The sequence below is a fragment of the Eggerthella hominis genome, assembly GCF_014287365.1.
Taxonomy (GTDB): Bacteria; Actinomycetota; Coriobacteriia; order Coriobacteriales; family Eggerthellaceae; genus Eggerthella; species Eggerthella guodeyinii.
Genome location: NZ_JACOOA010000011.1, coordinates 25,640 through 46,675, shown reverse-complemented (window position 1 = coordinate 46,675; position 21,036 = coordinate 25,640). Strand labels below are relative to the sequence as shown.

At 64.9% G+C, this 21,036-nt stretch carries 19 protein-coding genes; 2 read left to right on the top strand and 17 right to left on the bottom strand.

Translation table 11 applies throughout. The features are described from left to right. Window positions 1-49: 49 nt before the first annotated feature. The 5 genes from loaP to H8S61_RS16665 form a co-directional block, all read right to left on the bottom strand. Window positions 50-568 carry an antiterminator LoaP gene (loaP, locus tag H8S61_RS16685; RefSeq protein WP_244977563.1) on the bottom strand — a complete coding sequence of 173 codons (519 nt, stop codon included), beginning with the start codon at window positions 566-568 and terminating at the stop codon, window positions 50-52. A 207-nt stretch (window positions 569-775) separates the two neighbouring features. After that, window positions 776-1,429: a CpsB/CapC family capsule biosynthesis tyrosine phosphatase gene (locus H8S61_RS16680; RefSeq protein WP_160941112.1), complete on the bottom strand. Its 654-nt coding sequence runs from the start codon at window positions 1,427-1,429 to the stop codon at window positions 776-778. Continuing rightward, on the bottom strand, window positions 1,426-2,265 hold the full coding sequence (locus H8S61_RS16675) for a CpsD/CapB family tyrosine-protein kinase (protein WP_186939781.1): 840 nt from the start codon (window positions 2,263-2,265) through the stop codon (window positions 1,426-1,428). The genes H8S61_RS16680 and H8S61_RS16675 overlap by 4 nt, the downstream gene beginning before the upstream one ends. A 13-nt stretch (window positions 2,266-2,278) precedes the next feature. Continuing rightward, window positions 2,279-2,935, bottom strand: coding sequence for a YveK family protein (locus H8S61_RS16670; RefSeq protein ID WP_186939780.1), 657 nt, complete (start codon window positions 2,933-2,935; stop codon window positions 2,279-2,281). Between the two features lie 35 nt (window positions 2,936-2,970). Further along, on the bottom strand, window positions 2,971-4,191 hold the full coding sequence (locus H8S61_RS16665; RefSeq protein WP_186939779.1) for an LCP family protein: 1,221 nt from the start codon (window positions 4,189-4,191) through the stop codon (window positions 2,971-2,973). A gap of 521 nt (window positions 4,192-4,712) precedes the next feature. On the opposite strand from H8S61_RS16665, the gene H8S61_RS16660 reads away from it, so the two are divergent. Continuing rightward, window positions 4,713-6,254 carry a DEAD/DEAH box helicase gene (locus H8S61_RS16660; RefSeq protein WP_186939778.1) on the top strand — a complete coding sequence of 514 codons (1,542 nt, stop codon included), beginning with the start codon at window positions 4,713-4,715 and terminating at the stop codon, window positions 6,252-6,254. Between the two features lie 56 nt (window positions 6,255-6,310). Here H8S61_RS16660 and H8S61_RS16655 read toward each other — a convergent pair whose 3' ends face one another. From H8S61_RS16655 to H8S61_RS16635, 5 genes are all read right to left on the bottom strand, one after another. Next, the gene (locus H8S61_RS16655; protein WP_160941117.1) at window positions 6,311-7,474 is read right to left on the bottom strand and encodes a helix-turn-helix domain-containing protein; all 1,164 of its coding nucleotides are present in this window, start codon (window positions 7,472-7,474) and stop codon (window positions 6,311-6,313) included. A gap of 146 nt (window positions 7,475-7,620) precedes the next feature. Further along, a complete protein-coding gene (locus H8S61_RS16650) occupies window positions 7,621-9,276 on the bottom strand; it encodes an ABC1 kinase family protein (RefSeq protein WP_160941118.1) in 1,656 nt (551 codons plus the stop codon). Window positions 9,277-9,300: 24 nt separating this feature from the next. Beyond that, window positions 9,301-9,681: a phasin family protein gene (locus H8S61_RS16645; RefSeq protein WP_154333187.1), complete on the bottom strand. Its 381-nt coding sequence runs from the start codon at window positions 9,679-9,681 to the stop codon at window positions 9,301-9,303. Between the two features lie 189 nt (window positions 9,682-9,870). Next, window positions 9,871-10,068, bottom strand: a complete 198-nt coding sequence (locus tag H8S61_RS16640; protein WP_154333186.1) for a hypothetical protein — start codon at window positions 10,066-10,068, stop codon at window positions 9,871-9,873. Between the two features lie 247 nt (window positions 10,069-10,315). After that, window positions 10,316-11,359, bottom strand: a complete 1,044-nt coding sequence (locus tag H8S61_RS16635) for a DMT family transporter (RefSeq protein WP_160941119.1) — start codon at window positions 11,357-11,359, stop codon at window positions 10,316-10,318. Window positions 11,360-11,609: 250 nt separating this feature from the next. Between H8S61_RS16635 and H8S61_RS16630 the strand changes: the two genes are divergently transcribed. Beyond that, window positions 11,610-12,494, top strand: a complete 885-nt coding sequence (locus H8S61_RS16630) for a LysR family transcriptional regulator (RefSeq protein WP_160941120.1) — start codon at window positions 11,610-11,612, stop codon at window positions 12,492-12,494. A 30-nt stretch (window positions 12,495-12,524) separates the two neighbouring features. Here the strand turns inward: H8S61_RS16630 and H8S61_RS16625 are convergent, their stop codons facing one another. The 7 genes from H8S61_RS16625 to H8S61_RS16595 all read right to left on the bottom strand — a co-directional run bounded on the left by H8S61_RS16625 (window position 12,525) and on the right by H8S61_RS16595 (window position 21,020). Then, complete coding sequence (locus tag H8S61_RS16625; protein ID WP_186939777.1) at window positions 12,525-13,178, bottom strand: HAD family hydrolase; 654 nt, start codon at window positions 13,176-13,178, stop codon at window positions 12,525-12,527. 159 nt (window positions 13,179-13,337) lie between these two features. Next, window positions 13,338-15,095, bottom strand: coding sequence for a proline--tRNA ligase (locus H8S61_RS16620; RefSeq protein WP_154333182.1), 1,758 nt, complete (start codon window positions 15,093-15,095; stop codon window positions 13,338-13,340). Beyond that, entirely contained in the window at window positions 15,092-16,204 is a 1,113-nt protein-coding gene (gene ispG, locus H8S61_RS16615; RefSeq protein WP_160941121.1) for a flavodoxin-dependent (E)-4-hydroxy-3-methylbut-2-enyl-diphosphate synthase, read from the bottom strand. The genes H8S61_RS16620 and ispG overlap by 4 nt, the downstream gene beginning before the upstream one ends. A gap of 69 nt (window positions 16,205-16,273) precedes the next feature. Next, window positions 16,274-17,368, bottom strand: coding sequence for a site-2 protease family protein (locus H8S61_RS16610; protein ID WP_160941122.1), 1,095 nt, complete (start codon window positions 17,366-17,368; stop codon window positions 16,274-16,276). A 768-nt stretch (window positions 17,369-18,136) separates the two neighbouring features. Further along, complete coding sequence (gene rpoN / locus H8S61_RS16605) at window positions 18,137-19,426, bottom strand: RNA polymerase factor sigma-54 (RefSeq protein ID WP_186939776.1); 1,290 nt, start codon at window positions 19,424-19,426, stop codon at window positions 18,137-18,139. 5 nt (window positions 19,427-19,431) lie between these two features. Further along, window positions 19,432-19,728, bottom strand: coding sequence for a ferredoxin family protein (locus tag H8S61_RS16600; RefSeq protein WP_160941128.1), 297 nt, complete (start codon window positions 19,726-19,728; stop codon window positions 19,432-19,434). Next, the gene (locus tag H8S61_RS16595) at window positions 19,725-21,020 is read right to left on the bottom strand and encodes an FAD-dependent oxidoreductase (protein ID WP_186939775.1); all 1,296 of its coding nucleotides are present in this window, start codon (window positions 21,018-21,020) and stop codon (window positions 19,725-19,727) included. Before H8S61_RS16595 ends, H8S61_RS16600 begins: the two co-directional genes overlap by 4 nt. Window positions 21,021-21,036 lie beyond the last annotated feature (16 nt).

The following is a 21,036-nucleotide window of genomic DNA, read 5'->3' as shown; positions in this document are numbered from 1 at the left end:
GTCGTCTGCCAACGCGGCGGCTCCGCCGGCGGTTACATCTATACAATTGTCAGGGTTTTTTTCGAACAATCTCTAATCCGACTTTGATGGTTTTCATACGGCCAAGAATCTCCATCTCCAGATACGCCAGGCGCTTGTGGCGATCGAGCTTCTTGATGAGGCCCGTCTGGTTCATGAGCGGGCCGTTGAGGATCACGATTTCGTCTCCTTCCATCACGCCGTTCGAGAACTCGACCACGCGATGGCCGGGTTGGGTGAACGCGTTGATGAAGGCGGCTTCTTGATCGTCAAGAGGCGTGAACACATCGTTGTTGCCGAGGAGTCTGGTGAACTTGGGCACGCTTCGCAGCGCTTCCCGCAGCTTCCCAGGATGATCGGTGATGACGAAAATATAGCCAGGAAGCAGCACTTCGGTGCGCATTTTCCATACGCCCTGGATACGCTTCTTGACTTCATATTGGGGGATGAAGGATTCTTGGATTAATTCTTCGTCGACAAGCTTGTTGATCAGGTCAAGCACGTGCTTTTCCTGGCCGCCGACCGTTTGCACGACGTACCACAATGCCATCACCTCCCTGGCAAGACGAAATAAAGATACGGCTTCGCCCTAGCCATTCGGCCAAAACGCAACAACGATATGCATCCTCTTGATCGATCCGGAACGCGCACCCAGCGACGATCCCGCTTTCCTCAAGATATGTGTGCAGTTTCCTGCCGTTAGGTCACAGGCCGGACCTGTGGCCTAACGGCAGAAAGCCGTCAACCCGACGCACGCTTACAGGCGCGCGTGCGCTCCCCGCGTGCGGTACGTCCGCTTCGCCTCCGCGAAGTAGTCGTAGTGCTCCACCCGGTGCGCGTCGCTCGCGATGTACGCGTACAGGTTCTCGTCGAACAGGCGCTTCGCGGGCTTACGCTCGGCGCCCATGCGCCCGCCGGCCACGAAATCGGCCGACGCCTGGAGCTTGCAACCCATCTTGACCAGGTTGCGCGCTACCTCGACATCCTCCTGAATGGCGCGGTAGCGCTCGGGATGGGCGATGATCACCTGGTAGCCCTTCCCCTGCAACTCGAAGATGGTCCGCTCGTACACTTCGAAATCGGGCTTGCGGGCCCGCGTGGAAAGCTCAAGCAAAAACTCGTTCGTGCCGTCGTAGTGCAGCCGATCGGCCCAGTCCATACCCAAATCCATGAGCTTCGCGTGGTTCACCTCGAAGCCCATCGTCAACGGGAACCCGTCGGCGTGCGCCACGAGCAGCTCGTAAGCATCCCACATCGCGTCGTAATCGAAGTACGGGTCGCGGCAATGCGGGGTGCACACGATGGACGTGATGCCCGCAGCCTTGGCGGCCTCCAGCATGGCCAGAGACTCGTCCAGGTTGCGCGCGCCATCGTCGACGCCGGGAAGGATATGACAGTGCAGATCTCTCATCGGGCGTTACGGCCCCTTCCAGCCGGGGGCTCGATCTTGGCGAAACCGCCACGTCCACCCGCGGGCACCGCGCTCCCCTGCGCTCCGCGGCTTGCACGACGGCCCGCCGCAGGAGCCGGTACGCGGCCCTCGGTCTGCAACGCAAGATCATCGTCGTTTTTCAAACGCTCGCCATCCTGCGTATAGTACGCGTAGTAGTACTCGGAACCCGTGCCCTCGCAGAACGTCGCGCAGATGCCGAGGATGTTCGCATCGGCCTTCTTCAGCTGATCGCAGGCGTCCACGAGCTCGGAGCGCTTCGTCGAGCCGGGCTTCACCACGAGCACCGTGCCGTCCACCAGGGTAGACAGGATGGCGGCGTCGACGAACGTGCCGACCGGCGGCATGTCGAAGATCACGTAGTCGTAGCTGTCCTCAAGCGTGGCGACGAGCTTCTGGTAGCGCTTGGACGAGATGATGTCGGCCGGGTTGGGAATGTTCGGCTCGACGTCGAGGAAGAACAGGTTGGGGGTCTGCGTCGCCGTCACGGCCGTCTTCAGCGGGGCCGCATCGGTGAGCACGGCGTACACGCCCGCCGCGGGACGCACGTTCAGCAGGCTGGCGAGCGTGCGACGGCGCATGTCGGCCTCCACGAGGAGCACGGTCTTGCCGGACGTCGCGATGGCGCGCGCCAATTCCACGGAGCACGTGGACTTGCCTTCGTTCGGCACCGAGCTCGTCATGACGATGGAGCGGATGGGGTTGTCGGGCGACATGAAGCGGATGTTCGCGAACAGCGTCTTCGCCGCGTTCTGCACCTCGAGCTGATTGGACGACTGCTTCTTTTTCTTAGCCATGGCCTGTTCCCTCCTAACCCTTGATCGTGGGGATACGGCCGATGACCGGCACGCCCAGCAGTTCTTCAGCCTCTTCGGGGTTGCGCACCCGCGTGTTCAGCATGTCCAGCAGCACCACGATGGCCACCGCCAGGAAGATGCCCGCGAGGAACGCGACCGCCGTGTACATGGTGCGCGGCGGGCCCGACGGCGACGTGGGCACCTGGGCCGCATCGATTACGTTCACGCTCTCGACGCCCATCTTCTCCTGCGCAAACGAAGAGAGCTCCGCTGCAATCTGATTGGCGACGATGGCGGCCGCATCGGGCTTCCCCGCCGTCACCGAGATGCTGATCACGCGCGTCGTAGTACCGGCCTCGACGGAGATCTTGTACCCGCCGAGCGACGACATGTCGAGCGACTCAGCCGTGCGCTTCTGCACCGTCTCCGACTTCGCCAAGGTGGCGATATCGTTCGCCATGAGCTGGCTGGCGGTGAGGTCGTTGTACGCGGTGGTGTTCGAGCCCGTGTCGTCGTTCGATGTAAGCACGTACACGGAAACCGTCGCCGTGTACTGGTTCTGCATGAGGCCCCAGCTGAAGCCTGCCGTCGCGATCGCGAGCACGACGGGCAGCGCGACCACCAAGGCCAGGTGCTTGCGCAGCAATTTGAATAGTTCGAGCAGTGTCATTCGTTCGTCTTTCTGTCGCCAGCGCGCGTACGCTGTTACTTACCCTGCACGGTGGTCTCAGCGGCTTCGGGATTCTCACCGGAGTCGACCGCCTTCATCAGTGTAGCCCAACCTTCGGGATCTTCGTAGCACAGCCACACACCGCCGAGCTCTTCCATGAAGTCGCCCTTGTACGGGCCGGTGCAGGTGTAGATGGTGGGGCTGCCTGCCTGGGCGAAATCGGTGGCGAGCGAGATCATCGTTTGCAGATCGATGTTCGTGGACACGCACTGGGACAGATTCTGGATCAAACCGGGAATCTCGACCGGCGGAGCTTGCAGCACGTTCTTCATGAGCGCCACGGCCATCGCGCGCACATTGGACTGGCGAATGGCCTCCTGGTCGTCGCCGTAGGCGGTGCGCATGCGGGCGAGCGCCACGCACTGCTCGCCGTTGAGCAGCTGGTTGCCGGCCTCGATGTGGATGGGAGCCTGGTCCTGCGTGTACACCTGGTAATCGATGGTGTAGGGCACGTCCACGTAGATGCCGCCCATCGAGTCGACGAACTCGGCCAGGCCGGCGAACTCGATCTCGACGTAGTCGGAAATCTTCACGCCGGTGAGGTCCTGGACCGCCGTGACGGCGCCGGCCGCGCCCCCCTCGGCGAACGCTTGGTTGATCTTAGTCGTCGTACCGTTGAGCTGGTACGGCGTATCGCGCGGCACCGACACCATGGTGATGACGTGATCCACCGGATCGATGCGCACGAGCACGAGGGCGTCCGAGCGCTCCCCGTAGGTTTCCCAGTTGTCCGAGCCCACGAGCAGCACGTAGAACGGCTCCACCTGGGAATCGGAGGGGGCGAGCACGGTGTTGAGCTCGTTCTGCTCCTGCGCATCGAGCGCCATGTTGCTGGAAAGGCTGCTCGTGTACCAGGCACCGTACGCGGCGACGCCGCCCACGAGCACCACGATGACCGCGAGTGCGATGAGCGCGGCCCGCTTCAGCTTGGTGTGCTTCTTCCGCTTCTTGCGCACGCGGATGATCTCGTCGGCTTGCGAGGCGTAGCCGTAGTTCGCCGGCTGCTGGCCGGGATAGGACGTCTGGCCGGTCGGCCGCGGAGCATGCCCGCCGCCCTGCGGATAGGGACGCTCGCCGCGCGGGGCCGCGTTGTACGCGCCGGCGGAAGGCTGCCCGTAGGCGCGAGAACCTCCGCGGGGGGCGGAGGAGCCATGACGACCCGAGGCCGCCCTTCTGTTGTTATCGTCAAGTCCCATAGGGAAAATGCGTTTCCTTACCGTCCGCCTCGCCCGTCGCGAAAACCTTCAACTCCGATTTGAGGCGGAGCACTCGTTTTTCCTGCCTTATGATAATAGCACGGTTGCAGTTTAGCAACAGAAAAAAGCACCTTCGATGAAGCCCCCCCCCCCCCCGAGTTTTTTCGTTTTCCCACGTCAAAGGTGATGTAAGCGATTATAAATTCTTTGGACAGCCTGCGCGGTCACCAGAACCACACATCGTTCGCCGGTGGGCGGTAACCAAGCAAATACGACCCCGAAAGCCTTCCGATTTCATGGAGTTTAGTACATATCCGTGATCACTTTTTACATTTTTCTTTACTTTCCCCCCTACGGGCGGTCATAATGATCAGTCGCTTTACACGAAATTCTTTCCTGTTTCTTTTCGCGCAATCGCCAACGAATCAGAAAGCGGCTCGAGTCAAGCGCAAGCACACCGCAGGAGCGGGTGCGACCGAAAAGCGCGCACCGGGCGCGTACGAAGAGAAACGGAAACGAATATGCAGAATTTCGCCGACCTCGGCTTGTCCGAGGCTGCCCTTGCCGCCGTCGAGCGTCTGGGCTACGAGAACCCCACCCCCGTACAGCTGCAGGCCATCCCGCTGGTCTTGGAAGGCCGCGACCTCATCGCCGCCGCCAGCACCGGCACCGGCAAGACCGCTGCGTTCCTGCTGCCCATCCTGAGCACGCTGCCGCGCGGCAAGAAGGGCAAGCGCGCCCCGCGCGTGCTGGTGGTCAGCCCCACGCGCGAGCTGGCTCAGCAGATCTCGCAGACGTGCATGCAGATCACCCGCAAGACGGGCCATTACGTGACCACCGTGTTCGGCGGCACGCCCTACGGCCCCCAGATCAACGAGATCCGCCGCGGCACCGACGTGCTCATCGCCACGCCCGGCCGCTTGAACGACCTGATGAACAAAGGCGTCATCGACCTCGGCAGCATCGAGGCCCTCGTGCTCGACGAGGCCGACCGCATGCTGGACATGGGCTTTTTGCCCGCCGTCACCACCATCGTGGACGCGACGCCCGACAACCGCCAGACGCTGCTGTTCTCGGCCACCATCGACCAGTCCATCCAGAAGAACCTCGGTTCGCTGCTGAACGACCCGGCCATCGTGGAGATCGCCCGCAACGGCGAGACCGCGAAGAACGTCGAGCAGTTCATGATGCCCATCGCGAACTTCAAGAAGCAGGAGCTGCTGGAAGCCGTGCTGGAGGAGAAGGGCTCCGACCGCATCATCGTGTTCGCGCGCACGAAGAACCGCACCGAGGATTGCTCCGAGGCGCTGTGCGACGCCGGGTACCGCGCCGAGTCCATCCACTCGGACAAGTCGCAGGGCCAGCGCAAGCGCGCGCTCGACAACTTCCGTCGTGGCCGCACGTCCATCCTCGTGGCCACCGACGTGCTGGCGCGCGGCATCGACGTGCCCGACGTGGACCACGTCATCAACTTCGACCTGCCCGACATGCCCGAGGACTACGTGCACCGCATCGGCCGCACGGGCCGTGCCGGCGAGCAGGGCTACGCCATCTCGTTCGTCACGCGCGAGTCGCGCCGCACGATGGGCGACATCGAGAGGCTCATCGGCAAGGACATCCCGCTCATGGAGTTGGAGACGTACGAGCTGAACATGGCCGACATCGAGAAGGGCAAGAAGAGCGGCGGTCCGCGCAAGGGCGGCTACAAGGGCGCCAAGGGCTCCGGCTCCGGGCGTCCCGCGCGCAGCGGCGACCGTCGCGAGCGCCCGGCGGGTGCCAAGCACGAGGGCAAGCATGCCGGCGAGAAGCGCGAGTTCGAGACCCGCTCCGACAACCGCCCCGGTCGCGGCAAGCGCGCCGAAGGCAAGCGCTCCTTCGAGAAGGCTGACGGCCCGCGCAGCACCAACATGGACCATGCGAAGCGCCGCCTCGAGCTGAACGAGAAGAAGAAGCACGCGAAGGCGGGCCAGGGCGAGCGGAACGCGGCCAAGCAGGGCGGCTCCAAGAAGAAGACCGGCGTCGGCGGCTACAACTTCAGCAAGTTCGCCAGCAAGAACGACTAACGCGCCGAAGACAAGAGCATGAACGAAAACCGGGCCGCATCTTGCGGCCCGGTTCTTTATTGCGCGTCGACGTCGATGGGGGCGTCTTTTGCGGCGGCGTTGCGACGCTTGCGGTCGCGCCACCAGTGGGACAGGCTATGCACGAGCCATTCCACCACGGGGATGGTGAGGAAGGCCACCCAGGCGGGATGCGGCTGGTTCAGCACGAACGCCATCCAGCAGAACCAGGCCACCACGGCGATGGGGTACGCGCCCGAGATCAGCGGCACGATGCGCTTGCGGCCGATGGCGTGCCCTACCATATAATAGAGCGGGATGGTGAGGAACAGGAACAGCCCCATGGCCCAGGCGCCGTTGAGGATGCCCAGCAGCAGGTAGACGATGATCACCACGAGCGGGTACGGAAACTTCACCCACGACTTCTCGAAGTCGCGCAGGTAGTGCTTGCGCACGGGGATGGACTTCCCCACCTCGTCGCCGTACTTCGCGCGGGCGTCGTCGAGGTTGTCGAAGCGCTCGCCCTGCACGCTGTAGGCGCACGGCTCGTACCAGCGCTCGTCCTGATCCCACCCGTGGCGGTACCGCTCGTGGGCGTCCTGCCAGCTGTCGAACTGCTCGCCGTTGATGACCACCTTGGCGCCGTCGACGAGCACGTCGTCGTCGCCCGCGCCGTTGCCGGGGCTCTTCACGTGCACGCCGTCCCAGCCCACGTGCACTTCCTCGCCCTTCTTGCCGTCCCTCACGTGCACGCCGTCGCGCCACGACACGTGCACGTACTCGTCGCCGTCCACCACGTGGATGCCGCCGGGGCCGATGTGCACCTTGCCCTTCTTGTCCGACGACGAGACGCCGGGACCGTACGTCGCCTCGGCCTCGGTCGTCGCGCCCGCAGCCGCGGCCGCATCGGCGGGCGCGGGCGGCGGATCCGCCACGGCGGACGCCGCCGGGGCAGCCTGCTCGGCTTCGCGCTTGGCAGCGCGATCGGCCGCTTCGAACGTGACGTCGTCGCGGATCTCGTCGTCGACGTACAGCAGATCGTCCAGCGACAAGCCGTACAGCTGCGCCAGCGCGATGAGGTTGTCGGTGTCGGGAGACGACTCGGAGCGCTCCCACTTCGACACGGCCTGTCGCGACACGCCTAGCTGCTCGGCGAGCGCTTCCTGCGAAAGCCCCGCCTGCTTGCGGCGGTCGGCCAGGCGTTGCGCGATCTCTACGTTCATGGTGTGCTGCCTTTCTCGTTTCATCCATAGTAGCGTACCCAAAAGACTACGGTTGCGAGGAAACGAGCGCGACCTATTTCAGTTGGAATTTTCCGCAATTATTGGTTGCGGAACGCCTGAACTGGGGAAATCGCAGCGTTTCAGCACTACAGTTTGCGCTTGCTGATATCGAAGACCACCCATACCGACAGCACCGCGGCGCCGAGGTAGCCGAAGAACGCGAGCACCGGCACGCCCAGCAGGCGCGGCTCCATGGACGACAGCGACAGCATGCTCGACCCGATGAACAGACCCGCGATGATGATGCCGATGGTCAGGCGGTTGATGATCTTGGCCAGCTTCGACAGCGGCGCCTCGCTGCCGAGCACCTCCATGTTCATCTTGAGCTGCCCGCGCGTGAGCATCTTGAGCGTCTCGCCGGAGTACTGCGCCGCGTCGAGCGCGCCGCGCGACGACGAGCGCAACGCGAGCGCGAGGTCCTGCATGGCTTGCACGAGCTCGTCGCCCTGGTTCTTCGACCGTTGGATGTGCGCGTTGATGATGGACACGACGTTCTGGTTCGGGATAAACGGCGCGATGGTGCCCTCGAGCGTGACGATGCCGCGCGAAACGCTCGTGATGGACGACGGCAGCGTCACCTTGCACGAGCGCGTGAGCATGAGGATGTCGTTGAGGAACGAGCCGATGTCGATGTCGGCCACGTCGCACGATCCGTAGTCGCTGAGCAGCAGGTCGAGATCGGCCAGGAAGCGCGTGTGGTCGATGGCCGAGTTGTCCTTCGCGATGGCGAAGGACATGAGCGCGTCCTTGAGCTCGGACGAGCTTTCCATCCCCACCGCCTCGATGATGTTGCCGAACCCGGCGCGGTCGCGCGGGGACAGGCGGCCCATGATGCCGAGGTCGATGTAGACGATCTTGCCGTTGCGGATGAGGAGGTTGCCCGGATGCGGGTCGGCGTGGAAGAAGCCGTGATCGAGGATCTGCGAGGCGTAGTTGTCGAGGATCTTCTCGCCGATCTCCCCGAGGTCGTAGCCGGATTCGCGCAGGCGATCGACCGCGAGGATGGGGATGCCGTCGATGTACTCCATCACCAGCACGTACTCGCCGCACAGCTCGGTGTACACCTTCGGACAGTCGATGAAGGCAACGTTGGCGTTGAGGCGCGCGAACTCCTCGAGGTTGGCGGCCTCGCGCTGGAAGTCCGTCTCCTCCAAGAACGTCGCCCACAGCTCTTCCACCACGTCGCGCAGGTCGAGCATCTGCTCGTCCTTCATGAAGCGCGCGGCGTGGCGCGCCACCATGCGCATGATGTCGATATCCTGGGCCATGGTGGCCTTCACGCCGGGACGCTGGATCTTCACGGCCACGATCTCGCCGCTGACGAGGCGCGCCTTGTGCACCTGCGCCAGCGATGCGCTGCCGAGCGGCGTGGGGTCGATGGCGTCGAACACGTCGCCCTGCGCATCGCCGTAGATATCGTCGAGGGCCGCGAGGATGGCTTCGAAGGGCAGCGGGTCGCACTCCATCTGCAGCTTCGCCAGCTCGTCGCAGTACGCTTTCGGCAGGATCTCCGAGCGCGTGGACAGCGTTTGGCCGATCTTCACGAAGCTGGGGCCCAAATCCTCCAGCATGGCGCGGAACTCCTCGGGCGAGAAGCCCTTGAGGAAGTGGTGCTTCCGCAGGATATCGGATATTTCCTTGAGGCGCCGCGTGCGCGTCTTGCGGTTCAGGTGGAACCGATCCTCGGGATCGACCTCCGATCCGGAACTGAAGAAGTAGCGCAGCAGCGTGTTCTCAGGCATGGACGGGCAGCTCGCAGCCGCGCGCTAGACGCCCGGCGTCTGCGGCTCGGCAGCCGCAGCCGCCTCGTCGTCCACGGCCACGGCGGACGCGTCGCCCACCTCGGCCTCGGGAGCCGGTTTCGCGTTCGCCTTCTCGGCGATCTCGGCGGCCTTGGCGGCGAACGCCGCGCGCTCCTCGGGCGTCATGGCGGCCATGCGCGCCTCGAGCACGTCGTAGCGCACCGATGCGGCCATGTCCTCGGCCTTGTGCTTGAGTTCGGTGTTGATCTGCTTGCCCTGGTCCACCGTGAGCTCGCCCTTGGAGATGAGCTGGTCCACCAGATCCTTGGTCTTTTCGCCGGTGATGGCCATCGCGCCGATGCCGGCCAGGAAGATGTCTTTGAATCCGTCGCTGAGGTTAGCCATGAGAGCCTCCTATGCTTGGCGATCTGCCGTCCGCTCGCGGACAGCCTCTGCAATCATGATGCACCAAATCGGCGAAAAGGGCAATGCTCGCAACGGGTGAGCGCGGAGTCGTCAAGGGAAGGTTGCCGCTTCTCCGCTTTCCGCCTGCCCCGCCGCCCCCGATGGGGCGACGGTCGTCGGTCGGGATCGTCAGCCGCGCGTCACGCGCGGCGGCCTGCGGCCGATGTCGGAGCGATAGAGCTCGCTCAGCAGCTGGGCGACGCTCGAATCGCCCGACGCGCTCCCCTTCCTCGGGGTGCGCTCCTCGGAACGCGCGGAAGACTCGGCCATGCCGAGCTGCTTCATCAGATCCTTCGCTTCATCGTTGGACAAGGGTTTCGATGCCATCGGACATGCACGCTCCTCCCATATAGCGACAAGCAGTCAAGGCGTTGCTACCCTTGTACTATAGAGAAAGATACCCTGCGCGCCGGCGAACAACCACCAATCGGGGCAACGTGACCAGACGAAAGGACGTTTTCGCCGAGCCGCCGCGCATGGACGGCAGAAACGAAGCGGCGAGCGGGCATGAGCCGCTCGCCGCTTGACGCGCGAAAAGGGATGGCCGGGGGGCGACCCGGCCGCGGGAAGGTAGCTACGCCGCGCGCTCGGAGGCGAAGGAGCGACGTTCGGGAGGCACGAGGTGAGGCAGCTCCACCCCGGCCAGGGGAGCGGAAGCGCCGAACTCCGCACCTTCGAACCATCCTTCCTCGAACGCGAGCCCCTGCTCGGCCTGCAGCGCCGGCGACGCGGCGGGCGCGGCCTGGCGGCCCTCCACCCACGTGGCGGCCACGACGCTGGCCACGATGAGCGCGGCGCCCACGAGGCCCGCCGTGGACAGCACCTCGCCCAGCAACGCGAACGAGAACGCCGCGGTGAACACCGGCTCGCCCGTGAGCAGCAGCGACACGGTGGACGACGGCAGCTTCGTCAGCGACACGTTCTGCAGCATGAACGTGAGGCAGGTGCTGAGCAGCGCGAGGAAGGCGATGGTGCCCCACGCCATGGGCTGCACGGCCAGCACGTTCACGGTCGGCTCGAAGGCCAGCGCGCACGCGAGGGCCACGACGAACGACGCGGCGATCTGCGTGCCGGCCACGGTGACGGCATCGAGCTGCTCGAGGCCCCGTTCGCCGAACACGAGCGCGCCGGCCAGCGCCACGGAGGACAGCAGCGCGAGGATCTCGCCCAAGCCGAACGACGGCGCTCCCCCGTTGCTGCACAGCAGGTAGAGCCCGACCACGACCGCCGCCTGAAACGGCAGGAAGGCCAGCGGGTAGCGGCGGCGATTCACCACCGAGGAGAGCAGCGGCGCGAACACCACGGGCAGCGCCACGAGGAAGCCCACGTTGGTGGCCGTGGTGAGGTCGAGCGCCACGTTGCAGGTGAGGTACGCGAGCGCCATGCACAGCGCCGCGGGCAGCCAGGCGCCGAGGCGCGCGCCGCGCAGCTGGCGCACGATGCGCGGACCGAAGAAGAGCGCGAACACGAGCGTGGCCAGGCCGAACCTGATGGCGAGGCACCACATGGGCGTGATGCTCTCGTACGCCATCTTCGTGATGGCGTTGCCCGAGCCGAAGATGACGGTTTGCAGCACGACGCACGCGACATAGGGCCAACGCTTGCTACGGGTTTCCATGGGGTGCCTCCTTCCGGTTCACAGCTTGCACGGCGCAAGGCAGCGCAAGGCTTCCAAGCCCCGCCCTTGCGGGGCTTCTCGAACGATGTTCTTGGGTTGCCGGACTATGGTATGGTTTCGCCTGGTAAAAGTAAAATGAGATTTTCTTTTTAATATTTCAAGAAAACCTTGTTTACCCATGTCGCACTCCGTATAGTGCAAGGTATGAGCCCCGATTGTGAAGATTCCGTGAGCGGTGAAGGATAGGCGCATGAGCAACCAGAAATACGAAGCGGTTCTGAAGGTGGCCGAGACGGGCAGCTTCAAGCAGGCCGCGCACGACCTGGGATACACGCAAGCCGGCATCAGCTACCTCGTGAGCACGCTCGAACGCGAGCTGGACGTGCCGCTGTTCGTGCGCGACTACGGCGGCGCGCACCTCACCGCGGAGGGCTCCGACCTGCTGCCCTGGATGCAGAACGTGTGCAACAGCGAGCGGCAGCTGGAGATGCGCCTTGCCGAGCTCAAGCACCTCGAGAGCGGCATCGTGCGCGTGGCGGCGTTCACGAGCACGGCCATCCAGTGGTTCCCCGGCATCGCGAAGCGCTTCCTCGCGCAGCATCCCGGCATCGACTTGCAGCTGATCTGCGTCGACGACGAGGACGAGCTGGAGGAGGCCGTGTGGCGCGGCGACGCCGACTGCGGGTTCTTCGTCTATCCCATCAAGCACGACCTGCACGCCGTGCCCTTGCGCAAGGACCCGCTGCTCGTGGTGCTGCCGCCCGACCACCCGCTGGCCGACGCGCCGTTCGTGCCGCGCGAGGCGCTGGCGGAGGAGCCGTACATCCGCCTGAAGAGCGGGACGTCGTCGGAGATGGAGACGCTGTTCCGCGCGAACGACGTGGAGCCCAACGTGCGCTTCACCATCGACAGCGACTACGCGGTGATGAGCATGGTGAGCGCGGGGCTGGGTTTCAGCGTGCTGGCGGACCTCATCCTGCGCGACGCACCGTTTCCCCTGGCCGTCAAGCAGCCCGAGGTGGAGACGAGCCGCGAGATCGCCATCGCGTTGCGCTCGCTGGAAACGGCCTCGACGGCCACGCGCGCGTTCCTCGACGTGACGCAGGCCTGGATCGCCGACGCGTACGCCCGCTGAGGGGGGGGGCGTACCAGGACCGGGGATGCGCTAGCAGCCGAGCAGCGGGGGGATTTCGATGCCGTCGGCGCACACGTAGGTGGGGCGCTCGGCCTCGAGCACGACCTGGGGGAACATGCCCCATAGCGCCGCGGCGGTGGCGCAGCCCGCACCGTTGCCCGCCTGCATGTCGAACGGGCTGTCGCCCACGTACAGGCATGTCTCGGGCGCGAGGCCCAGCCGCTCGCAGCCGTGCGCCACGGGGCCGGGGTGCGGCTTGTGCTCCGTCCAGTCGTCGGAGCCGATGAGGAAGTCGAAGTAGCCGGCCAGCTCGAAGCGGTCGAGCCCGCGCATGGCCACCTCGTGGCGCTTCGACGTGACCACGGCCAGCGGGTAGCCGGCCTCCTTGAGCCGCTCGAGCATGGGCACGGTGCCGTCGAACAGCCTGATGAGGTCGTCATGCACCGCGGCGTTGTACTCCCGGTACACGCGGCACAGCTCGTCGTGCACGGCCGGATCGTCCGTGAAGTCCCACATCTGCGTGTTGAGCGGCTGGCCCACCTTCGCCATGAGGCGCTCGTCGGGAACGGACTCGCGCAGCACGGTGAGAGCCGTGTAGCGGAACGTGGTGAGCAGCAGGTCGTGCGTGTCGAGCAACGTCCCGTCGAGATCGAACAGGACGGCTTGCATGGTGCGCGTAGTCATAGGTCCTTCCCTGGTGAATCGTGCCTCATCCCCGTGGCGCGGAGGGTGCGCGCATTGTCGAACGTCTCCCGCCGCGCCGATCGCATGCCGTTTCCAGCACGAATCGGCGCGGCAGCGCTCAACGAACCGAAAGCCCCTCCCCGCGCCATAAAAAGCGGACTACTCGAACAACCCGCCGAACAGGGACAGTTCGGAGCCCCAGACTTTGGCGTTGCGCTGGGAGAACGCGAGCGCGTCGGTGAGGGCCGCCAGCGGGATGTCGCGGCGGGCGCCCGTGCTGCGGCGCTTGATCTCCACCTTCTGCTCGGCCAAGCCGCGCTTGCCCACGATGACCTGCAACGGCCAGCCGATGAGGTCGGCGTCGGCGAACTTCACGCCGGCACGCTCCTTGCGGTCGTCGATGACCACCTCGAGGCCCAGCTTCGCCAGATCGTTCGCCAGCTTCTCGGCCGCGGGCTGCACCTCGTCGTCGCCCACCGTCAGCGGGATGACGCACACGTGCGCCGGCGCAACCGTGAGCGGCCACATGATGCCGTTCTCGTCGTTGTGCTGCTCGACGATGGCGGCCATGGTGCGCGAGACGCCCACGCCGTAGCAGCCCATGAGGAACGGCTGCTCGGAGCCGTCTTCCGCCATGAACGTGGCGCCCATCGCCTTCGAGTACTTGTCGCCCAGCTGGAACACCTGCGACACCTCGATGCCGCGCGCGCCCTCGAGCGGCAGCCCGCAGGACGGGCAGCTGTCGCCCGGCTGCACGATGCAGAGGTCGGCCCATTCGTCCACCTGGAAGTCCTCGCCCAGCTTGGCGCCCACGTAGTGGTAGCCGTCCTCGTTGGCGCCCACGACCCACTTCGGCACGGCCTGCAGGCTGCGCGCGGCGATGACGTAGGCGGATTCGGGCAGGCCCACGGGGCCCATCGAGCCCTTGTGCAGGCCGAAGGCCTCCATGTCCTCGTCGGTGAGCAGCGTGAAGCCGCCGGCCACGCGCGCGGCCTTCAGCTCGTTGAGCTCGTGGTCGCCCGGCACGAACATGACGACGAGCTTGCCCTCGTCGTTCTTGCCGGACAGGGCCTTCACCGTGGACGATTCGGGGATGTCGAGGAACGCGGCCAGCTCGGCGATGGTGTGCACGTCGGGCGTGGCGATCTTCTCCATCTGCGGCACGTCGTACACGGTGGGGCGCGCCAGGCAGTCGCCGGCCTCGGTGTTGGCGGCGTATCCGCACGTGCAGTGCACGAGCTCGGCCTCGCCCGCATCGGCGAGCGCCATGAACTCGCAGGTCACGCTGCCGCCGATTTGGCCGGGGTCGGCCTCGACGGGACGGTAGTCCATGCCCATGCGGTCGCAGATGCGGCCGTACGCCTCGCTCATGTCGTCGTAGGTCTTCTGCAGCGACTCCTGGTCGGCATGGAAGCTGTAGGCGTCCTTCATGATGAACTCGCGGCTGCGCAGCAGGCCGAAGCGCGGGCGGATCTCGTCGCGGAACTTCACCTGGATCTGGTAGAGCGACAGCGGCAGCTCCTTGTAGGAGCGCAGCTCGTTGCGCACGAGCGAGGTGATGAGCTCCTCGTGGGTGGGCCCGAGGCAGAATTCACGGTCGTGGCGATCGACGAGGCGCATGAGCTCGGGGCCGTAGTCATCCCAGCGGCCGCTCTCGTGCCACAGCTCGCCGGGCTGCAGCGCCGGCATCATGATCTCCTGCGCGCCGATGCCGTCCATCTCCTCGCGCACGATGTTCTCCACCTTGGCCAGCACGCGCTTGCCCAGGGGCAGGAACGTGTACACGCCCGAAGCCGTCTTGCGGATGAAACCGGCGCGCAGCAGCAGCTTGTGGCTGGCGATTTCCGCATCGGCGGGATCTTCCTTGAGCGTGGGCGCGTAGACCTGGCTCATGCGCATGATATTCGCGTTCGTCATAGCTTTCCTATCTCCTCCATCAAAGCGTCCACGATGGCATTCTCCTCCACCTTGCGGACGACGTTCCCGTGTGAAAACACCACGCCCGACCCCAAACCGCACGCCACGCCGATATCGGCGTCGGCGGCCTCGCCCGGACCGTTCACCACGCAGCCCATGACGGCCACCTTGAGCGGCTTGTCCAGGTGCGCGATGCGCCCTTCCACCTCGCGCGCGAGCCCGATGAGATCCACCTGGCAGCGCCCGCACGTGGGGCAGCTGATGAGCTCGGCGTTGCGTCGGCGCAGGTCGAGCGCCGCAAGCAGCGTCCAGCATGCACGAACCTCCTGCACGGGATCGTCCGTGAGCGAGATGCGCAGCGTGTCGCCGATGCCCTCTTCCAGCAAGATGCCCAGGCCGCTGGCGCTTTTGATGACGCCCTGGAACGTCGTGCCGGCCTCGGTGACGCCGATATGCAGCGGTACCTGCGGCAGCTCCTCGCTGAGCAGGCGGTACGTGCGCACCGTGGTCATGACGTCGTGGGCCTTCGCGCTGACCACGAGGTCGTGGAAGCCGCGGCCCTCGCAGTAGCGCACGTAATCGGCGGCCGAGCGCGCCAGCTTCTCGGGCAGCGTGAGGTCGTCGCGCGCCGCCAGCTTGTTGTCGAGCGAGCCCGCGTTCACCCCGATGCGGATGGGAATGCCCGCCTCCCCCGCCGCGTCGAGCACGGCGTCGGTTTTGGCGAGCCCCCCGATGTTGCCGGGGTTGATGCGCAGCTTGGCCGCGCCGCGACGGGCCGCCTCGATGGCTATCCCCGAGTCGAAGTGGATGTCGGCGACCACCGGCAGGGGCGATCGCTTGCACACGGCCTCGAACGCGTCGAGGTTCGCGTGGTGCGGGATGGCCATGCGCACGATCTCGCAGCCCGCGTTCGCGAGCGCCTCGATCTGCGCGAGGTTGGCGTCGACGTCGTTGGCCGGCGCGTTCAGCATGGACTGCACGACGACGGGCGCGCCGCCGCCGAGCGGTACGGAGCCCACCATCACGCGGCGGGTAGCCTCATTCGGTTTGGCATGCGTTGCCACAAGGGCCTCCGTTTCAGGGTCGTGGTTGCCAGCGCTTGCGCGCATGGAGGATATTCTAACCCGTAATGGAAGCTTTCGGGCGCATCTGCACCGGGTTTCCGCGGATGAGGCGACCTAGCCGCCGAATCCCGCCCCCGAGATGATGCGCTGGATATCCTGGTTGGCCATGACGAGGAAGAAGCCGATGAACAGGATCATGCCGGCGGCGCTCAGGTAGTTGAGCGCTTTCATGGACACGACCTTGCGCGACACCTTCTGGAACACCTCGATGACGAAGCGACCGCCGTCGAGGGGCGGGATGGGCAGCAGGTTCATGATGCCGAGCGACACCGAGATGGAGGCCACGAACGAGATGGCGCTGGCCAACCCCATGTCCACCGCCTGCTTCGACATCGCGGCGATGCCGATGACCGACGTCGAGTTCTGCACGACTTCGCCCGCCGTCGACGGGTTGAACAGGCCTGCGATAAGCTGCACCACCATGCCGATGTACATGAAGCCCATCTGCACGGCTTCGAGCGGGTTGAGGTTGATGTGCCGGATCTCGCCCGACGTCAATTGCACGTCCACGCCGATGAGGGAGAACAGCACCACGAACAGCAACACGGCGAACAGCAGGTTCACGGCCACGCCGGCCACGAGGATGACGGAGCGCTTCCAGAACGGCAGGCTGCGGTACTGCTGCTTGTACTCGCTCTCGAACAGCGCGTGCGCGTCGGCGACCGGGCGCGCCTGGCCGAGCTCGTAGGGGCGGATGCCCGCATCGAGCTGCTTCCTGGTCGGCTTCACCACCGGAGCACGGTACGTGTTGTACTTGTCCTGCTTGGTGGGGCCGGCGATGCTGCCCCATTCGACGAGCTCGTCGAGCGCCTCGTACGCCTCGTCGTCGGTGATGCCGCAATCGGCGGCGATGTCTTCCATGTTCGCGGTGCCGCGACGGTAGAGCGCGGCGAGCACCGGCTCGAGGTGCGGGCTCATCTCGCCCGGCTCCATGCCGCACACCTTCGCGTAGCCGCCCAGCAAAAAGGGCGTCACGCCGAATTTCGTGCCCCACTTCGTGAAGCCGATGCTGGGCCCCGGAAGCCCCAGCATGAACTCGGTCACGCGCACGCCGAAGGCGCGCGAGGCCAGGTAGTGCCCGCCCTCGTGGATGAACACGAGGAAGCCCAGGATGAGCGTGGCGTAGATGATCATGAGAACGATATCCATATACTCGGTTCCCTTTCGGTTGCGAGGAATGCTTCTTGCGTGCCCCCATTATAGGGAGAAGGGCGCGCCGCCATAGCTGCTGCGAACCGATGTGCGAAAAAACTACAAGGGCTGCATGGAGCCCTCGCTTTCGCATTCTCCACCTGGCACCCACGTTCCGCATTCCGCACCCCCGGCTCCGAGGGGAGGGGCGTTGGATCGGCGTTGGATTCGCGGGCGAGGCGCGTGCAATCCGCGTGGGAACCGCGAGCGCGGCGCATGGGAAGCGCGTGCGTTCCGCGTGGGAACCGCGTTGGATCGAGAAGAATCCCTGCTGGATCTGCGCCATGGAAACGTAAGACCAGCTCGCTATACTGAAAGAGCGGGCCCGCGCAATTGCATAAGCAGCAGGATGAACTCGCATCGGCGGCGAGCAAACGTCTTGTCCGCCCTTTCCGGGCGCAGAGCGTCGCTGCTGATACGCGCATCGCTCGCCGCGCCCTTCGCACGCCGCGTACATCGCGATTCGGCGCGGAACACGTTCGTTCGCAAGGCACGTGCCGCCCCGCGCCAAAACGGGGCGCACGCTTACCGCAAGGATAGCTGTGAGGAGTCCGTCACCGAAAGCCCCGAGTCACCGCTTCCGCCCCGAGATTCGCACATGCGTTGGAGTCCCGCGTCAGGGACGCCATCGTGTGGCCCGACGGCGAACGCTTCGACGTCAAGACGCTCTACGAACGCTCGGCCATCATGGACGTCGCAGAAGCGTAGCGCCGCCAACACTAGGAACTACCGATACCGGCGTTCGGAGGCAGGGGGGATGCCGAGCTCTTGTCGATAGCGCGCGACGGTCCTCCGAGAAAGATCGACGCCGCGGCGGGCGAACTCTTCGACGATCTTCTGATCGCTCAACGGCTTGGAACGCTGCTCGCCAGCCACGATATCGCGCAGCATCATGTGCGGATCGCCGCTTGCCGCAGGACGCTCTATGGCCGATTGAGAGAACAACGATCTGAACGGGAGAACGCCCCAACGGCATTGCACGTACGACCCTTTGACCGCTCGGCTTACGGTGGACACGCTGAGTTCCAAGTCCTTGGCAACCTGACTCATGGTCAGCCCCTCCAGGTAACGGGCTCCTAACGAGAAGAACGCTTTCTGCCTGCGCACGACGCACTCGGTAATGGTCAGCATCAGCTCGCGTCGCTGCTTCAAGCTCGCACGCAGCCCGTACGCTTGTCGGTATTTTGCCTCCACCCATGCTTCCGCGCCCCGATCGGCGCCCTCCCGCACGGTCAACCTATACGCCCCATCGAGACGCACGTCGTATCCCCCGGCCGGCCCCAACCCGATCTCGAACCCCGCTTCGGTTTCTTCCACGATCACGTCGGCGAGAACGTACTGGGTCCGTTCAACGACGAACATCGATCCCGGGCGCGGATCGAGCCCGCGAATGAGGCGCAGCGCTTCGACCACCTCCTCACGCGTCGCGTCGGGAAAAGCCCGTTCAAGTTCGAACACCCTGTTTTTCGCAAGAAGCGCCACATGATCGCGGACGATGGATTCCGCCAGCCACGCATCGTGCGAGAGCGCGCGCAGTTGGAGCAGCAAGCTTTCCTGCACCGTGCGCGCACCGATACCGTGAGGCTCGAGGGAATGGAGGAGCTTCAGCATATCGACGAACGTCGGACGATCGATCCCGACGCCTCGCGCTGCCTGTTCGGCAGATTGCGGCAAGAATCCGTTCTCGTCGATCATCCCGATCAGGTAGCGCAGCGCGCTCAGCTCCTCGCACGAGAGCCTTTCGGTATTCACTTGGCTGAGCAGGAAATCCTCCTTATCGGGCGTCTCCGCATCGACGAGCTCCTCGTCGATGCCAAGCGCGCCCGCCCCCGAGCGCGCCCCGCCGAACACGCCCACTTCGACAGCGGGGCGCGCAACCTCGATCACCGGATTCTCGAGCGCAACCTCATCGAGGTACGCGCCCAGCTCGGTCGCCGTCATGGCAAGCATGTTCATCGTCTGCACGTGGCGCTGCGACAAACCGAGTTTTTGGGTGATGTGCTGGGACTGCTTCATGACGCCTAGCCGAACCGGTACTCCACGCCCATCGTAGGCCGAGGATTCTGCCACCTCTCGACGATGGTGTCGCCACATGCGATGCGGCAGGTGCCGCACTCGAGGCATCCGGCGTAGTCAAAGGACTGAGCGCCCGACTCGTCCACCTTGTAGAGGGCTGCGGGGCAGACCAAAACGAGTTTTCTGAATTCCGCATCGGAGGGATTGTCGACAAGCGCAATGTGCGCGTTCTCTTCATCGACTTCGTACTTGTTGAGCGCCAGATACTCGTCGACGTTCACCGTGATTTCGATTTCGCTCATAAGGCCTTCATCGCCCCTCTCGCATCCTTGAGCAGGTTCATCATGCCGATCCGCTTCACGATGGGCATCAAGCCCGTCTTCAGAGGCTTGACCGGCGCACCATCCACGATGAACAGCTGATCCATGAGGTCGCATACCATTTCGGGATACCCCGAGAACATGCGGTCGAATCCCTCCATGAACGCAGGAACTCGAGAGAATTGCCGCAAGTCCTTCAACACGAAGCTGGCTTCAAGCGCCGCCTCGTACCCCGAAAGAGCGAGCGCGCTTGTATCGCCGCGATCGAGCGCCTTGGCGGCTTCGCGCCCCGCGTGCATGCCCGCCGCGATAGCGTAGTCCATGCCGCGCACCTGATAGCCGAGGTTCACGCACATCATGGCGCTCTCTCCTGCCAGCATCACGCCGTCGCCGACGAGTTTCGGCATGATGGCGAGACCGCCCTCCGGAACCATGTGACCCGAATGCTCTACGACCTTTCCGTCCTTGATCAGGGGGGCCACGGCAGGATGCCTTTTCAGATCCTCCAGCATCCGGCACACCGACACCGAACCGCGCTCCATCGTAGCCTCGATTCCTGCGACCACGCCGATCGAAACCGATGCGCGGTTCGTGTACACGAAGCCGCCTCCGAACGAGCCATGCGTGGAATAGCCGCTGAACAGCCACGCTGCACCTTCGTCGTCGGATCCTCCCAGCGCGCGATCGGTGATAACGCGCTCGGGCACTTCCACTACCTGCTTGACGCCGACGGCCACGGCGCTTGCAGGCGGACGCTCGGCACCCACCGCCTGTGCGGTCAACAGCGAGTTAACGCCATCGCAAAGCAGCACGACATCCGCCGTGATCTCGTCTTCACCTGCTTGCACACCGCATACGCGGCCGACGTCGTCCTTGATGAGCGACTCCACCGCGATGCCGCAGATGCACTCAGCACCGGCCTCTTCGGCTTTCGAGGCAAGCCATTGATCGAACGGCGCGCGCAGCACCGCATACGACTCCTGGCCTTTCGCACCCATCGCTCGGCTCGTGAAGTCCACCGTGAAGTTCGCGTCTTCGGTGATCATCGAGATACGCTCATGCGCGATGCGACGCTCGAGCGGAGCTTCTTCTCGAAAATCGGGAAACACCTGTTCGAGTGAGTGCGTGTAGAGGCGTCCGCCCGTCATGTTCTTGGCTCCGGCGAAGGCGCCGCGCTCGATCACCAGCACGCTTCTGCCCGCTTTCGCAAGCTCGTGCGCCGCCACCGAGCCTGCGCATCCCGAGCCCACGACGATCGCGTCGAAATCTGCCATGCCCTAGTCCTTTCCA

Excerpts from the sequence above, each read along its gene's own strand:
- loaP (WP_244977563.1), bottom strand. The coding sequence starts at position 568 with ATGGCATTGTGGTACGTCGTGCAAACGGTCGGCGGCCAGGAAAAGCAC.
- H8S61_RS16680 (WP_160941112.1), bottom strand. The coding sequence starts at position 1,429 with ATGAGAGATCTGCACTGTCATATCCTTCCCGGCGTCGACGATGGCGCG.
- H8S61_RS16675 (WP_186939781.1), bottom strand. The coding sequence starts at position 2,265 with ATGGCTAAGAAAAAGAAGCAGTCGTCCAATCAGCTCGAGGTGCAGAAC.
- H8S61_RS16670 (WP_186939780.1), bottom strand. The coding sequence starts at position 2,935 with ATGACACTGCTCGAACTATTCAAATTGCTGCGCAAGCACCTGGCCTTG.
- H8S61_RS16665 (WP_186939779.1), bottom strand. The coding sequence starts at position 4,191 with ATGGGACTTGACGATAACAACAGAAGGGCGGCCTCGGGTCGTCATGGC.
- H8S61_RS16660 (WP_186939778.1), top strand. The coding sequence starts at position 4,713 with ATGCAGAATTTCGCCGACCTCGGCTTGTCCGAGGCTGCCCTTGCCGCC.
- H8S61_RS16655 (WP_160941117.1), bottom strand. The coding sequence starts at position 7,474 with ATGAACGTAGAGATCGCGCAACGCCTGGCCGACCGCCGCAAGCAGGCG.
- H8S61_RS16650 (WP_160941118.1), bottom strand. The coding sequence starts at position 9,276 with ATGCCTGAGAACACGCTGCTGCGCTACTTCTTCAGTTCCGGATCGGAG.
- H8S61_RS16645 (WP_154333187.1), bottom strand. The coding sequence starts at position 9,681 with ATGGCTAACCTCAGCGACGGATTCAAAGACATCTTCCTGGCCGGCATC.
- H8S61_RS16640 (WP_154333186.1), bottom strand. The coding sequence starts at position 10,068 with ATGGCATCGAAACCCTTGTCCAACGATGAAGCGAAGGATCTGATGAAG.
- H8S61_RS16635 (WP_160941119.1), bottom strand. The coding sequence starts at position 11,359 with ATGGAAACCCGTAGCAAGCGTTGGCCCTATGTCGCGTGCGTCGTGCTG.
- H8S61_RS16630 (WP_160941120.1), top strand. The coding sequence starts at position 11,610 with ATGAGCAACCAGAAATACGAAGCGGTTCTGAAGGTGGCCGAGACGGGC.
- H8S61_RS16625 (WP_186939777.1), bottom strand. The coding sequence starts at position 13,178 with ATGACTACGCGCACCATGCAAGCCGTCCTGTTCGATCTCGACGGGACG.
- H8S61_RS16620 (WP_154333182.1), bottom strand. The coding sequence starts at position 15,095 with ATGACGAACGCGAATATCATGCGCATGAGCCAGGTCTACGCGCCCACG.
- ispG (WP_160941121.1), bottom strand. The coding sequence starts at position 16,204 with ATGCGCGCAAGCGCTGGCAACCACGACCCTGAAACGGAGGCCCTTGTG.
- H8S61_RS16610 (WP_160941122.1), bottom strand. The coding sequence starts at position 17,368 with ATGGATATCGTTCTCATGATCATCTACGCCACGCTCATCCTGGGCTTC.
- rpoN (WP_186939776.1), bottom strand. The coding sequence starts at position 19,426 with ATGAAGCAGTCCCAGCACATCACCCAAAAACTCGGTTTGTCGCAGCGC.
- H8S61_RS16600 (WP_160941128.1), bottom strand. The coding sequence starts at position 19,728 with ATGAGCGAAATCGAAATCACGGTGAACGTCGACGAGTATCTGGCGCTC.
- H8S61_RS16595 (WP_186939775.1), bottom strand. The coding sequence starts at position 21,020 with ATGGCAGATTTCGACGCGATCGTCGTGGGCTCGGGATGCGCAGGCTCG.